At 48.2% G+C, this 14,148-nt stretch carries 11 protein-coding genes; 2 read left to right on the top strand and 9 right to left on the bottom strand.

From position 1 onward, the window contains the following. From sdaAB to LOZ80_RS07520, 9 genes are all read right to left on the bottom strand, one after another. Entirely contained in the window at positions 1 to 669 is a 669-nt protein-coding gene (gene sdaAB, locus LOZ80_RS07560; RefSeq protein WP_238170855.1) for an L-serine ammonia-lyase, iron-sulfur-dependent subunit beta, read from the bottom strand. Between the two features lie 55 nt (positions 670 to 724). Continuing rightward, entirely contained in the window at positions 725 to 1,792 is a 1,068-nt protein-coding gene (locus tag LOZ80_RS07555; protein WP_238170854.1) for a dihydrodipicolinate synthase family protein, read from the bottom strand. 2 nt (positions 1,793 to 1,794) lie between these two features. Beyond that, the gene (locus LOZ80_RS07550; RefSeq protein WP_238170853.1) at positions 1,795 to 2,811 is read right to left on the bottom strand and encodes an NAD-dependent epimerase/dehydratase family protein; all 1,017 of its coding nucleotides are present in this window, start codon (positions 2,809 to 2,811) and stop codon (positions 1,795 to 1,797) included. 178 nt (positions 2,812 to 2,989) lie between these two features. Continuing rightward, positions 2,990 to 4,321, bottom strand: coding sequence for a hypothetical protein (locus LOZ80_RS07545; RefSeq protein ID WP_238170852.1), 1,332 nt, complete (start codon positions 4,319 to 4,321; stop codon positions 2,990 to 2,992). Positions 4,322 to 4,931: 610 nt separating this feature from the next. After that, positions 4,932 to 5,753 (bottom strand): dienelactone hydrolase family protein, encoded by an 822-nt coding sequence (locus LOZ80_RS07540; protein ID WP_238170851.1) that lies wholly within the window; start codon positions 5,751 to 5,753, stop codon positions 4,932 to 4,934. A 28-nt stretch (positions 5,754 to 5,781) separates the two neighbouring features. Continuing rightward, positions 5,782 to 6,783 (bottom strand): aldo/keto reductase, encoded by a 1,002-nt coding sequence (locus tag LOZ80_RS07535; RefSeq protein ID WP_238170850.1) that lies wholly within the window; start codon positions 6,781 to 6,783, stop codon positions 5,782 to 5,784. A 261-nt stretch (positions 6,784 to 7,044) separates the two neighbouring features. Then, on the bottom strand, positions 7,045 to 8,262 hold the full coding sequence (locus tag LOZ80_RS07530; protein WP_238170849.1) for an ABC transporter permease: 1,218 nt from the start codon (positions 8,260 to 8,262) through the stop codon (positions 7,045 to 7,047). A 17-nt stretch (positions 8,263 to 8,279) separates the two neighbouring features. Beyond that, positions 8,280 to 8,993, bottom strand: coding sequence for an ABC transporter ATP-binding protein (locus tag LOZ80_RS07525; RefSeq protein ID WP_238170848.1), 714 nt, complete (start codon positions 8,991 to 8,993; stop codon positions 8,280 to 8,282). 81 nt (positions 8,994 to 9,074) lie between these two features. Then, positions 9,075 to 10,628 carry an extracellular solute-binding protein gene (locus tag LOZ80_RS07520; protein WP_238170847.1) on the bottom strand — a complete coding sequence of 518 codons (1,554 nt, stop codon included), beginning with the start codon at positions 10,626 to 10,628 and terminating at the stop codon, positions 9,075 to 9,077. A 93-nt stretch (positions 10,629 to 10,721) separates the two neighbouring features. Here LOZ80_RS07520 and LOZ80_RS07515 point away from each other — a divergent pair, with 93 nt between their 5' ends. Then, positions 10,722 to 12,497, top strand: coding sequence for a sensor histidine kinase (locus LOZ80_RS07515; protein WP_238170846.1), 1,776 nt, complete (start codon positions 10,722 to 10,724; stop codon positions 12,495 to 12,497). Between the two features lie 18 nt (positions 12,498 to 12,515). Then, positions 12,516 to 14,114: a response regulator transcription factor gene (locus LOZ80_RS07510; protein ID WP_238172924.1), complete on the top strand. Its 1,599-nt coding sequence runs from the start codon at positions 12,516 to 12,518 to the stop codon at positions 14,112 to 14,114. The last annotated feature ends 34 nt before the right edge of the window (positions 14,115 to 14,148 follow it).

The raw sequence follows: 14,148 nt of genomic DNA, 5'->3' as shown, positions 1-14,148 counted from the left end.
TTAGGAAAGAACAAGCAAACGCAGTGAACGCACAGCATCTATTGCAGAAACGGCACGCACCAGTTCATCTGGAAATTCACTGTCTGCCTCAATTACGGTTAGAACTTCACCACAGCGGCTGCGACGGTCAACATCCATAGAACCAATATTCACGCCACTTTGCCGAAAACAACCGGTAATCTCAGCCAGCATGCCAATCTGGTCGGTATGTGTAATGACCATCGTCGGGAAACTAGCTGAGAAACGGACATCGAAATCATCGATACCGACAATTTCAATATTTCCGCCTCCAATAGAAGTACCTAATACAGTTAAGTCAGAAAAGCCCTCTGCTTTCAGGCATATGCGCACTGTGTTTGGATGACCGACGATACCTTGTGAGGGAATAAGCAGCAGCTCCATCCCCTGCTCCTTCGCAGCTTCCAACGCCTCCGGAATCCGCTCGTTATCCGTGCCCCAACCCAGCAAACCTGCGGCAAGTGCCACATCCGTGCCATGACCGCGGTACGTCTCCGCGAATGATCCGTAGAGATAAAGTTCAGCGCGCTCAGGCTGCCTGCCGAACAACTGACGCGCAGCTAGCCCGATCCTTACTGCGCCGGCTGTATGTGAACTGGAGGGTCCTATCATGTCAGGTCCAATGATCGAAAACACGTCCTTAAACCGCATGCAATCCCCTCCTTTAAATGAACCTGCCGCTTCGCCAGCCTATCGAAATCTTCGTTTATGACAACCATTCGGCCAAATGCTTTTTCACAAATGCATCATCATTCAATTGCGGATAATCGCGATACATCCGATCGATTTCTTCCGATTGTCCAGGTGACAATTGTTCATGCGGATTCAAACACCATGTTCCTTTGATTAGCCCCTGGCGGCGCAAAACTTCATGAATGCCAGGGATACAGCCAGCAAATGCATGAGCAGGATCGAAGAACGCTGCATTCGAATCGGTAACTTCCACGTTGCGTGTCAACCAATCCAAGGCGATTTGATCATGTAATCTTGCTTTCTTCACTTCAGCCAGAAGCTCAACTGCTTTATGCGTCCAAACAGCCCAATGACCGAGCAGCCCACCAACGATGCGCTTTTCCACGCTTTGACCCTCAACCTGAAAACGATAGACCGTCAACAAATCATTGACGATATTATCATCATTGCCGGTGTACAAGGCGATCTCATCACGACGATCAGAGTAACAAACGGCGCGAGCAACATCGATTGTTTGATAGCGGTTGAACGGGGCCATTTTGATGGCGACAATGCCAGGGATGTTCGCGAACTCTTTCCAAAAATCGAAACTGAATACTTTCCCTCCAACAGAGGGTTGCAAATAAAAGCCGATAACCGGAATTTGTTCCGCTATTCGTGCGGTCCGCTCCAGAATTTGCGCCTCGCTCCAATCGCTCAGTCCACCCATGGACAGAAGTCCTGTGTCGTACCCAAGCCCTTTGGCGATATCGGTCTCGTGCAGCGCCTGCTCCGTTGGACCACAGATGCCGGCTACCTTAAGGAATGGCCGATCCAATTGCGCGCGATCCACTTCCTCTGAAGCCATCCGCAGCACTTTTTCAAACAAATTAAACTTAGGGTCACGAATTTCAAATTGCGTCGAGTGCACACCAACCGCGATGCCGCCCGCTCCGCTTGCCATATAATATCGGGATAATGCCCGTTGACTTTGTTCATCCAACTGTCGATCCGCATTCAGCGCAAGCGGATGTGCCGGGATGACCAGCCCGTCATGCAGCGCAATTTTCTGTAAAGTAGATAATTCCCGCCGTGTCGCCATGTTTAGAATTTCCCCTCTCTCTCCTGAAAGTGAGTCGGTTTGTTGATCATGCTGCCGCCATGTTGCAGCCATTCTGCGACCCAATCAAACATTTGCAGCAGGGAAACGCGCGGATAACCGAATAATTGCATGCTTTTGGAAGCATTGCTGAGCAAGGCAGTTTCGGATTCTTGACCGACAAACTGCGGTTCAATACCAAGTCGCAATCCTAATTGCTGAGCAGCATATTTGACGGAAACCGTCTCAGGACCTGTGACATTCAGGAAATTAGCCGGGCTTTGCGTCGCAAGCAGCGAACGAATGGCAATCTCATTGGCATCTCCTTGCCAAATACAGTTAAAGTGTCCCATTGCCAAATTAATCGGACGTCCTTCTTTAATCGACTTCGCGATTTCAAGCAGTACGCCATAACGCAGGTCGATCGCGTAGTTCAAACGGTACACTAACACCGGTGTTCCATTCTTTTGACTATAGTGCTCGAATACCCGCTCACGGCCCAGACAGGACTGTCCATACTCACCGATTGGTGCTGGAGCAATAGATTCATGCGCGCCTCCATAAGTCACTGGCGTAAAAGGATAAACATTTCCTGTAGAGAACACGACAATGCGTGATTGGCTGAATTTCTCTGCTACACGCCCCGGTAAATAAGCATTCATAATCCATGTAAAATGTTCCTTGCCCGTCGTTCCGAACTTTGTTCCTGCCATGTAAATGACATTTTTTACGTCAGGCAGCTCTTGCAATGCTTGATCATTGAGCAGATCACAAGCTATAGTTTGCACGCCGTAAGACTGTAGCTCGTCTTTTAATCCAGTCTCGGAGAAACGCGAAACACCATAGACGACTTTCTTCACCCCTGCCGCCGCAATAGCATTCATAGCCAGCTTCGCAAGGCTGGGTCCCATCTTCCCGCCAACCCCAAGAAGCATGATATCCCCGTCTAATTCCCGCATAAACTCTATTAATGCCGCTGACGGCTCCGCCATTACTTGATCCAAATCTTCCAATGTTCTCATCCTGTCTTTCCCCTCTCACCTTGCATATTGTGCGATTATGAAAAAAGTATACCGTGCCCGATACATAAAAGACAAATCTATTAATTGTCTTTAAATAAAGGAGAAGCTCCCACGATTTCAGATGAAAAACGCTTTGCAGCGAGAAAACATCCGAATGTGCAGGAACTTCTTTCCATGGCTACATATTTTCCAAAAATGAGAGACGAAACAATTGCTTAGGCCTTCCTTTGGGCACTTTCACAGACCCTGCAATCGTGATCAGATCATGATCCATCCATTGCAGTAAAAGTCGATGTGTGCTGCGCACGGTTATGCCAAGAATCGTGGCTAGGTCATGCACTTCATAATCCAACTTGCTCGTCCTCGCGACAGTGGCTAATAGTCGGCTTAAATAGGCCGAAGTCATTCCCGCATCCTCGGCTTTTTTGAGAAGCTCAGGATCTGTGACGGACAAATCGCGGCTTAGTGAATCCGCCATTTCCAAGGGGCCAATTAACGTCTTGTCTTCACGAACAATGAAGCAAGTATTGCCTCCGGCTTCTTTGCACCGCCGCAGAGCCAACCTGGCATGCGTGCCCGCTTCATTCGCGCTGCGTCCGAAGCCGATACCCATGCTTAACGACAGTCCGAGCGATTTCCAGATTTCCCTGGCCAATGGCACCGTCTTGTACCCAACCGTTTCTCGTTCGAAGATGCCTCGTGTCGTAAAGAATAAGTACTCATCGGCCCCCAGATGGGTCAAATAACCATCAAGCGATTCCACATAATCGATCAACATCCGGTGAATATCAAGCTTAAAGCGCTGGATATCGTGTTCGGATCCTTTGAACTGCAGCCTTTTGCCGAAGTCGTCCACATTCAGCATACCGACTAGAATCTGCGCCTCTTTGCTACGTCTCGTCTCCGTTGACAAGAGTGCTCGTTCCAACACAACCGTAATGTTTTGATCCGTCGGCTTGATCCATTCGCACGGAATCCCTTTCTTCGTGAGTGCATCCGCAACCTCACTCTCCGTTGTTAGAGCAGCCAGGGTGCTGCCACTCACATAGGCAGCGGTATGAAACGCCACAAGCTCGCCTGCTCGCGGATAGGGCTGACCGTCATAAACCTGAAAGCTGGCTGGCGCCTCGCCGATTTCGGCGACGATTCTTCCTACAGCGGAGGCCGTGAAAGAATCAATGCTGTAGACGGCTGGCTTCGTGTCATGCCAGCGCCCGCTTTTGAGACGATAAAGCGCACTGAATAAACCGGTATCCGTTAGTGGAATCACATGCACGGGCAGCGGGGTAACCACTTGCTCCTTCACCCTTCGGTACAGGGTAGGGCCGGTAATCAGGAGCACCTCGACCTTCGTCAACAGTTCTTCCGCAGCGGCTGGCGCTTCCTCCACCGAACATATTCGCGCCACAGGATGAAAGGAAGGAAAGGACGAAGTGATGACATGCAGCACCTTGTTCACCAACGCTTCCGGTCCAAGAATCCCGATGGCGATCCGATTGGCAATATCCATAACAGGCTGACTCCTTTAAGTGGTTAGTGACCCCATTATAACCACATGCTGCCCAGATGGACAAGGGATTTACCCTATTCACATGTTATTCGCTGATTTTGGGTCAACAGAAATGCTAGCATGGACGCGCCGCCGCACCGTCCAATTAACTCAGCTACTTTCCCTTGCAGCTACTCTACGCGCTCTCCCCACCATCTATCTGACTCCATCAACAAGACAAATTCGACTTTAGAGGAATCAGCGATCCTCTTATCCAGCCTGAGCCCGTGCAAAATGGACTCCCCGCACAACAAATACGAGCCTTTGAAGGCTTCTATCGGAGTAAAATGTACTCACTTGCGAGAGATAAGAGTCTTTGGAGACTGCTATGACTTCCCACATCCAATCAAAATTGGATTTTCTGGAAAATAAGAGCCTCCAAAGGCTTCTATCCGAGTAAAATGAGCTCATTTACACGGAATAAGAGCCTTTGGAGACTGCTATTGGCTACAATCTGTCCATTGCCGCGGTACCACGCTCGACTTCATCAAGCTGGGAACCAAAATAGAGCCAAACAGCATGTGCTGTCTGGCTCACTCTTATTTCATCACTAATCGCTCATACCTACTCGCTAGCGATCAGCCAGCACACCACGAAGAAACTTCAGCGTCCGCCCAAAAGCATCCTTGGCGGATGCAGCATGGTAACTTGGACGCGTGTCATTGAAGAACGCATGCTGAGCAGCTGGGTAAATGTAGTACTCGAAGGATTTGTCCGCGGCTTCCGCTTGCTCCGCAAAGCCTGGGATCTGCTCCGAAATCCGCGTATCAAGCTCGCCATACAGTCCCAGCAGCGGCGCTTTGATGTTCGCTAGCAGTTCTGGCGATGGCGGATTGCCATAAAAAATGACTCCGCCGCGAAGCGCCGGGTCATGGCCCGCAAGCGCGGCTGAGAGCGCGCCGCCCAAGCAGAATCCGACCGAGGCCACGCCCTGGCCCTGTGTCGGCTCATACTCATCGCGCAGAAATTGCGATGTCGTCTCCAACTGCTGGACGAAGTCACTCCATCTCGTCTGCAAATTAAGGAGAAGATTCAGCGTCTCGGTGATTTGGATCTGCTCCGCTTCCGGATATCCAGCCAACGCCTCTGCCCGTTCCTCGGGATTACGCCATGCAGATGAAGGAATCGCGTTCAGAAACGCCTGTGCCGCAGCTACGCGAGGCGCTTCAAGAACGGCTTCCCTCGACTGATTGCGGGAAAATAAATCAGGTGCAAAAGCCACAAACCCCGCTTCTGCAAATCTTCGGGTTACGTCCTGGATGTGCGCATCCAAACCCCAGATTTCCTGAATAATAATCACGGCAGGAAGCGGACCAGCCGCATCTTCCGGTCTCGCCGCATAGCCTGTATATGCTCCTTGTCCATAATGAACCCATTCTGACACAACACTCATGATCAATTCCTCCTATGGTCGACTGCCTTTATTTGCCTACAAGTTCCAAATGCGCTTGACGCGTGATTGCATCAATTTCATTCAATTCATCCACATTTAATCTTTCATGAGCTGTCGGCCACGCGTCCGTAATATGATGAGGCTTCGACGCCCCCAGAATAGCCGAGGTAATGCCTTGTCTGCTCAGCACCCAGCTAAGCGCCAACTGTGGCAGGGTCCACTTTTTCCGCGCAGCAATGGGCTTCAATCGCTCTACAATGCGGAAATGATGCTCCTGCTCCAGCAAGGTCTGAATCCGTTTTTCACCGAAAGCGCCTCTTGTACCGGCTGGAGGCTGCTCGCCATAAGCATATTTGCCTGTCAAAAGCCCTCGGCCGAGCGGACTATAGACGATAACGCCTACGCCTTCCGAAATGGCAAATGGCAGCAGCTCCTGTTCGATGCCGCGCGTGATAATGCTGTATTCCGGCTGAACGCTTTGGAACCGCTCCAAGTGCAATTGCACGGAGATCCCGTGCGCTTTGGCAATTTGCCAGGCTGCATAATTGGAAGCGCCGATGTAACGGACTTTCCCCGATCGAACCAGATCGTCCAGTGCACGCAGACTTTCTTCAAGCGGAGTCTGCTCATCAAAACGATGAACTTGGTACAAGTCTATGTAATCGGTCTTTAATCTTTGCAAACTGTTATCAATCGCCCGATGAATATGATACCGGCTTTGTCCAGCATCATTAATGCCCAGCCCGACACGTCCATGAACCTTCGTTGCCAGAACGATCTGATGTCTGCGCGCGCCAAGCAAATTACCGAGAATCGTCTCAGATTCTCCCGTCTCAAGCGGATTATCCTTATCCATGCCCGAGCCGTAGACATCTGCCGTATCCACCAAATTAATACCGGCCTCAAGCGCTGCATCCAACACGTCGGCCGATTCTTTCTCGCTGATCCAGCGGCCAAAGGCCATAGTCCCCAAACTCACTTCAGATACTTGCAATCCTGTTCGGCCTAATGTTCGATAGCCAATACTCATACCATCATCTCCCTAATCTTGCTATTCATACTTACAAAATAATCCAGGATAAATACCGACTCCAGGAAAGACAAAAAACGAAGCAGCACTTCTGTTGAAGCACGTCTCCGTTGATACGGTAGAACAATCGACAGCACATATGCATTTCATTGCCAAGTTCTCAATGCCAAGTCATTCACTTGGATTAAACTCATCGTATCACCCCGGCATAAACACGTCAAGCCATGACCTCGGATATCCGAGCAGCATGGCTTTGGTCGTTTAATACCAACTTGTAAATACCGATGATGTCCCATAAGCAAGCGGAATGGCAGCCCCAATCATCAGCAGCGGCCCCCACCAAGTAAAGAATGAAATGCCGGCGAATAAGCTGATTAACACGATGGCTGGCAGCACTAATACGGGAATTGCTGTTTGCAGCGCTTGATGCTTATCGGTGTCCTGTATTGGAAAAAGGGTCAAGAACGGCGCTCTTAATTCATCTTTGCAAAAGGATTTCCGCCAGAAGACCAGCAAACAAGCGGCGATTATCCAAACAATGATTTTAAGCGCACCAGGCAGAGCAAACATAGCCCCGCTAAGCACAACAACGAATTGGAGCGTTTGTTTCCACTGCGTGCCGCTTCTGTAAAAGGACTTGGTCAACAAATCAGCGAGCCCATTGCCGGCCCCTTTTCCCTTGAACAAGCGCTGTGATCTGGCAAAAAACAGCGGATACTTCCGCGTTGGTTTTCTTTTCTTCTCCAGTACGCGGATTAACATTAACGAGACGATTCGCATCCGCGCATCACGTTCTCTGGCAATGTCCGCGAAAAAGGTCCCTTTTTCTTGCAAACGAGCCCGGGTTAAGAAAACAACCAAGACCACCAGCAAGAGGATCGCTACCCAATTGTACAAGGCGTGATTTGCCTCAATGACGATAAACTGGTACACAAAAAATGCGCCTGCAAAAATGACGATTCGCAAAAGCCACAGCACAATCCCGTAGAACCGCAGTGCGAGCAGTTGACGTAACAAGCCAAAGTTAAGCTTTAACACATAAGTTAGCAGCCAGAAAGCAATCACTTGCGTCACGCTGTAGGAATAGCTTTGCATCAATAGCGGAAGAAAAACAAGGATCAACAAAAGCGTCGTTAAACCCTGCAAAACCAAAGAATACCTGTAGCCAAGCACCATCAGGTGATGAAACCACGTCTGGTTCTGCCTGAGAAAGAGCTGATCGCCTTCCTCCACAAAATATCGAATCGTGCCCAGCCAAGTAAATAGATAGAAGACAACAGCCACTACCATTGGCGTTATCCAACTAAACCAAGCAGGCTGCTTCACCCACCATGAATAATACTGATACCCAGCCACAATGATCAGCGGAATAACAAAATAAATCGCAATGATCCAATCCACTGCCATCCGCAAAGCTTTATATTGAAAGAACCAATCCGAACGAACTCTTCGCGTAAATAGCTGAAAGCTGCTGTTCAACAATGCGCTCCCTCCTTTCATAATAAGGAATGGAAGCAGTCGAAGAGCGGCGCTTCCGGCATGCCGCATTGTTGTTGAATATCCTGCAACGTTCCATTGGCGACCAATCGTCCGCCTGATAGCAGCACAAACGATGTACAGATGCGTTCTGCCGTATCTAGTACATGTGTACTCATTAGAATTCCTGCGCCGCGCTTGCGTTCTTCATCCAGCATTCCCAAGAAATCTTTGATCGCCTTAGGGTCCAGACCGATGAAGGGCTCGTCCACAATATACACATCAGGCTTATTCAAAAATCCGAGGATCAGCATAATTTTCTGCTGCATCCCTTTGGAGAATTTACCAGGTAAATGGTGCTTCTCATCCAATAGTCGAAAACGATGCAAGAGATCATCCGCGCGCTCAAGGAATACCGTACGATCCAGTTCATAGACGGAAGCCGCGAATTCCATATGCTCCCATAATGTCAATTCATCGTACAGAATCGGGTGCTCCGGAATGTAGGCATAACTTTTGCGTTCACCCATAAAGGAGATCTTCCCTTTAAAATCCTTCAACAAACCTAGGATACTCTTAATCGTCGTACTCTTTCCTGCTCCATTGGGACCCAATAAACCGACCAGTTCCCCTTGCTTCACGTCAAAATGAATCTGTTTAATGGTATCAGGCTGTTCCTCATACCCAGCTTGATCAATATGTACTTGTAAAACAGCTAATCGTTCATCTGACACTTACTTTCGCCTTCCCTTCTGCCCATCGCTTACCTCATCATATAGCACGGATCACGAATTTCCAACATCATCTTTTCAGCATCATTTATGAGCGGCTGTGTATTGATCCATATACTCCTTCAGGATTGAACTGCCCACGCCTTTGGACCAAGCATCAATTTGATTCTGTACGCCCTCATAGGTGCTTTCTCCCATAACGTACTTGAGCATCGCTTCATTGACATTTTTCAAATGATCCGGTGTTTTGGCCAATGTAGAAGAAGCATAGAAAATAAAAGGGTTCTCAATGCCGATTGTGCTGATCGCATCCAATGCCGATTTCTGCGCTGCTAATACTTCCGGTCTCGTGCTGTTTGCGTAAATATAAGGATCATATCTGTTTTCGAGTACCCATTGATCCGGACGTTCGGCATTGAACACATTCGTTTGTTCCGGTGTACGATGAACCACGCCATCTATATAACCGTTTGAATGAACGCCGATAACGCCCGTTTTGGCAAAATGAAAGTTATCTTCATTCGCTGAGAAGTTCAAAAAATTCACGATGCTCTGCACTTTGTCTTTGGGTACGGACGAGGGGATCGCCCATATGCCATAGAAGCCAGTCGTGACAATCACACCTTTGTCGCCTTTGGGACCCGTTAAGACTGGAATGAAGACAGGATTTGCCTTCGGGTCCGCTTTTTTGAGCTTATCCAGATACAAATCACTCATAAGGCTTGCGTTGCTCACAATTGCCCCTGCCGTTCCTGCAAGGAATTTGTCTACAGATTGCTGGGATTTAATAATTGGCGATTCCAAGTCTACTAATTGCTCACTCCATAGCTGTTTGAGCCAGTCCAGATATAATTTGTATTGGGGTGCTTGGATCGCCGCAACGGCTTTATTCCCTTCCACTTTATATCCATAAGGAAGCCCGAAAGCAAACGTAAAAGGCAGTGTTTCATTGAATGGCGGATTCCAGTCCACTTCGTTGCTAAGCGTAAGCGGAATCGTTTTGCCGCCGCCAACCGGGTCTTTCTTTTTGAAAATTTGGAGATCATGATAGAACTCATCCAACGTTTGCGGAAGAGGCAGCTGGTAGGCATCCAACCAGTCTTTGCGTATAACAACATGGGCCAAGCCGCCGCCATACAGACCACGCGGTCTTGGAATACCATAGTTTTTGCCATCTACTTGAAGTCCTTGCAGCGTAGCTGTGGGGATGAGATTCAAGTTTTTTTGTCCTTGCAAATACGGCGTGATCTCGTGAAAAGCGCCCTGTTTCACAAGCTTCTGAAATTTATCAATCGGATCCGTCCAAAGGATCAAATCATAGGAATGACCGGAAGACAGCGCCACGTTCATTTTATCCGAGTAAGCATCGCCGGGGACGAAATCGACTTCAAGCTTCACATTGCCGCGTTGTTCCAAATCAGCCTGCGCCTTGTTGTTCGTACTTGGCGTCTGCCCGAAGAGGATCGCAAGCGCCTTAATTTTCGTTGGCGCAGAGGCTATTGTGCTATCTGAGGACGACGTATTGGTTGCTTTTGGGTTTGCGCTTGATCCAGGTTTCGTTTCTGATGAGCACGCCACAAGCGGCATACACGCTATAAGCATGGTCACTGCCATAATCAATGATTTTTTTCTTGTCATGTTAGTCAGTTCACCCTCCAATTCAAAACGATTCCACATCCTGCTAATTTGTTTTATGCTATGATTATACAGCAGTTGGAGGGGAGGATCTCAGTGCAAATTCAATTCCTGCATTTTTTGCGAAGAAGCTTTCTCGTTAAAATTCTTATCCTCATGATGACCTTGTTCTTGATCCCCTTGTTAATCTTGGCCTCCATTTCACAGCACGTTGCGAATACAGCCGTTGAAGTCCAAGTAAATAAAGTCAACTATCAAGTCGTCGGCCAAGTGATGGATCGCATTGAACTCACGATGAACCAACTTGAATCCTTGGGCTACCAATATGGATCGCTGCCTGCAATTGAGCGTGTTTTATCGCCAAATAACAGCCCCTTCAGCCATGTCATGCAAATCAATGATATGATCGCTTCCCTGAACAATGTAGTTTCTATTGCCAGTACAATTCAAGGTATAACCGTGTATTCCGTGTGGAGTGATCAACTTATTCCCACTACAGGAACAAGTGCTGAAGATCTAGGTCGTTATAAATTACTTATCCAAAATTTCATGGCTTCGACGGCTACGCGGAGCTATATGAATTTCCCCCCCGATGAACTAAATTCCACGTATGTGAATGCGGCTGTCTATATGCAAAAGATCCCCTACGGGACCAAAGAAGATGCCCGAGGTGTTCTGCTAATTGCACTGCGTGATACCTTGTATCAGCAGTTAACCGCCAAGATTGAATTAGGCAATCTTAGTACACTCGCTATTACTACACCGAATGGCAGCATCATTGAAGCCAAAGGCCCTTCAAGTCCTTCTCAGACACAAGACCGCATCTACGCCATTTTGAATCAGTGGAATGAGCAGCAGCAGCCTTCACAATTTCAATTTGAACAATCCATCGTCTCGCTTCGTCAGTCTGAACAATTCGATGGCAGTATCGTCATCTCGGAAATTCCTTCCAGTGAAATTACACAAAGCACGGGCACGATTAGGGCAACCGTTCGTTTCTTTCTTTTCCTGTTAACCTTCCTGGGGCTGCTCGCCACCCTTGCTTTCGGTTTTTATTTATATCAGCCCTTAATCGGCATTCGCAGACAAATTGAACGCATCAAACATGGCGATTTTACGCCATACCAAGCTGTGAATACGCAGAATGAAATTGGCGAACTCAGCGTCGTACTGAACGCCATGTCCTCCCGTTTGCAATCGCTTATGTCGGAACTGCAAGAAACCGAAGAAATCAAGAGACGCAACGAAATTAAATTTCTGCAATCCCAGATTAATCCTCACTTTTTGTATAACAGCTTGAATACCATTCGTATGTTCGCCATGTTGAAAGATTATGATAAAATCAACGTGCTCATGGGGCGGCTCACGGCTTTGCTTCGCTATTCAATGGAAAGCTACGAACAGACTGTGCCTTTTCACCGGGAAATTGACTACTTGCGCGATTTTCTTGCGATGCTGGAGCTGCGCTATAATCGACATTTTCATTTGCATGTGGAAGCAGATCCCAGTCTAATGGAAATGCAAGTTCCACGGATGCTGCTGCAGCCGATGATTGAGAACGCCATTTTTCACGGCATCTTGCCTGTTGCTGACATGGATGGACAACTGACCATTCGGCTTCGACCAGACTCACGCACGAACCGGCTGATTCTTGAAATCGAAGACAATGGCGAAGGGATCGAAGCCAGTCGATTGCGGATTATTGAGCACAAGCTGCATCAGCAGGAAATTAGCGAAAATATTGGTTTGAAAAACGTTTGGGAACGCGTCAAACTTGTCTTCGGCGCGAATTCCGAAGTCACCATCCAGAGCCTTCCACATCAGGGGACACTCATACGTTTCACCCTGCCGATGAAGTCTATCACGAACTAAAGGAGCTGTTGTCCATTGGTGCCGCCGTATACCGTAATTGTCGTCGAAGACGAAGAACCCGCGCGTCGTATTTTCCGCCAAATGATTGAGCTGCGCAGCGATTTGTTCACCTGCATCAGCGACGCCGAGAACGGCTCCTTGGGTTTGGAGCAAATTAAGCAATATCAGCCCCATTTTGTCATAACCGACATTACTATGCCCAAAATGAGCGGGTTGGATATGCTGCGAAACATGCAGGATTTATCGCTCAAACCGCATGTGCTGATTTTAAGTTGTCATGAGGATTTCCACTTTGCACAGCAAGCGATGGGTTTAGGTGCTTCCTCTTATCTGCTCAAAGACCATTGTCTCAACGAGCCCCATCTGCTGACATCTGCGATGGAGCAGTGTATTCCCTCCATTCGCCTTGCGAATGAAACGAACCAACTACGGGAACGTCTCGAGCATAAGCTCAAGACCAACCAATTGGATATCGACCGCAGCGCCTTTTTGGACATGATGTTGGGCAATGAAACTGCATGGCTGAGCCATTTGAAGGAATCAGGGTATCCGCTGCACGAGGGCCCTCACACCATGTTTTTGATCGAGCTGGATCGGAGATCCCTGCGTTTCTCGTTAGATCAAGCGGAAGAATTGAAAATTTGGCAGTTTGCCTGCTTCAATGTCATGTTTGAAGTTTTGGGTATCTTTGGTCCGAGCCACATTATTACTTTGGATAGAGGCCGTTTCATGGTCATTGGCAGATTTGAACGCGATGATGTTGATATTAGCGCCCAATTAGGGCATTCGCTGCAAAATTACTTAAAAATGCCCTCTTATATCTTGCAAATTAAACTTCCAGATACTCAGATTGAAACTTGTTTGCCCGTAATCAAAAAGTGTTATCAGGAACGTCATCCCTTCTTTTATCAAACCGAGCTCATTGCCCAGAAATCCGCCCAGACGTTTATTAACAACCAGACCTTCACCACACTCCCTGCGGAAGATAGGCAGCTTTATTTGAAACAATTGCGGGGCGAATTGCTGGTAGCAGAGTCTCCTCCCGCCAGTAACCAGCCATCCCGCGTTTGGCAAGAAGCACTTCACAGCAACTGGCAGCCAGATCATGTCAAAGCGCTCTATCTCCATGCTTTTGCGATGATACAGCCTTTGCCCGATACGGAACAGGAACACCAGGATTTAATTATCTCGCTGCGCAAAGATGTGGACCTCTGCCAAACATTTGGGGCCGTGCATGATGCCACATCCGCTGCTTTTCACCGATATCAGCTGATCTCCAAAAAGGGGAATGAAGCCGAGCTTGCGGTAGCTGATGTTATCCAAGCCATTACTTCCGATCTGAGCAAAACCTACTCCCTGGAAGCGTTAGCGGAGTCTTGCAACTATAACAGTCATTACTTAGGGCAATTATTCAAAAAGGTGACGGGTGAGCTGTTCTCTCAGTACATCACCAATCGGCGGCTTGAACGCGCCAAACTTCTGCTGCTGACGACTGAGCTCAAAACCTATGAAGTTGCTCATCGAGTAGGCTTGCCAAACTACCGCCATTTCAATCGGATGTTCAAAAAGGCGACCAACTGCTCGCCATCCGAATTTCGCGATAAATTTAAAACTTAGCAGCAGCTTGGCTTTAACAAGGGCTGTCCCTCAA

It is taken from the genome of Paenibacillus sp. HWE-109 (genome assembly GCF_022163125.1).
Lineage (GTDB): Bacteria > Bacillota > Bacilli > Paenibacillales > NBRC-103111 > Paenibacillus_E.
This window is presented reverse-complemented; position numbering and strand designations above follow the sequence as displayed.